The sequence below is a fragment of the Streptomyces sp. NPDC059452 genome, assembly GCF_042750035.1.
Classification (GTDB): Bacteria; Actinomycetota; Actinomycetes; order Streptomycetales; family Streptomycetaceae; genus Streptomyces.
This window is the reverse complement of sequence record NZ_JBHYVE010000070.1, coordinates 1-1,018: the sequence shown is the minus strand read 5'-3', so window position 1 is coordinate 1,018 and position 1,018 is coordinate 1. Positions and strand designations below refer to the sequence as shown.

1 protein-coding gene is annotated in these 1,018 nt (G+C 69.6%); it reads right to left on the bottom strand.

Translation table 11 applies throughout. The features are described from left to right. Positions 1 to 16 precede the first annotated feature (16 nt). Positions 17 to 979 (bottom strand): electron transfer flavoprotein subunit alpha/FixB family protein, encoded by a 963-nt coding sequence (locus tag ACFW9Z_RS36095; protein ID WP_384647952.1) that lies wholly within the window; start codon positions 977 to 979, stop codon positions 17 to 19. Between the last annotated feature and the right edge of the window lie 39 nt (positions 980 to 1,018).

The window sequence follows — 1,018 nt, the reverse complement described above, 5'->3', positions numbered from 1 at the left end:
GGGGTTGTTGTGTGGTTCAGCTCTTGCGGGCGGTGATCTCTTCGGTGAGCTGGGGGACGACGGTGAAGAGGTCGCCGACGACGCCGTAGTCGACGAGGTCGAAGATCGGGGCCTCGGCGTCCTTGTTGACCGCGACGATGGTCTTGGAGGTCTGCATCCCGGCCCGGTGCTGGATCGCGCCGGAGATACCCGAGGCGATGTACAGCTGCGGGGAGACGGACTTCCCGGTCTGGCCGACCTGGGAGGTGTGCGGGTACCAGCCCGCGTCCACCGCCGCACGCGAGGCACCCACCGCAGCACCCAGACTGTCGGCCAGCGCCTCGATCACCGCGAAGTTCTCCGCCCCGCTGACCCCACGCCCACCGGAGACCACGATCGCGGCCTCGGTCAGCTCCGGGCGCCCCGTCGACTCCCGCGCCGTCCGCGCCGTCACCTTCGTGCCCGTGGCCGTCTTCCCGAACGACACGTTCAGGGCCTCCACCGCACCCGCCGCCGCAACCGGCTCGACGGGAGCGGAGTTCGGCTTGACCGTGATGACCGGAACACCCCTGGAAACCCGGGACCTGGTCGTGTACGAGGCGGCGAACGCCGCCTGCGTCGCGACCGGGCCCTGCTCACCGGCCTCCAGATCGGTGGCGTCGGTGATGATGCCCGACCCGACCCGCAGCGCCAGACGCGCCGCGATCTCCTTGCCCTCGGCCGAGGACACCACCAGCACCGCCACCGGCGACACCGCCTCGAACGCCGCCTGCAGCGCATCCACCTTCGGCACCACCAGATAGTCCGCGAACTCGGGGGCATCGGCGGTGAGGACCTTCACCGCACCGTGCTCACCCAGCACACCCGCCGTCGCCTCCGCACCGGCACCCAGCGCCACAGCGACCGGGTCACCGATCCGCCGCGCCAGCGTCAGCAGCTCCAGGGTGGGCTTGCGGACCGCACCGTCCACGTGATCGACCAGAACAAGAACTTCAGCCATGACAACGCACTCCAGACGAGAAGAGATGAGGAAGAGAGA

Excerpts from the sequence above, each read along its gene's own strand:
- ACFW9Z_RS36095 (WP_384647952.1), bottom strand. The coding sequence starts at position 979 with ATGGCTGAAGTTCTTGTTCTGGTCGATCACGTGGACGGTGCGGTCCGC.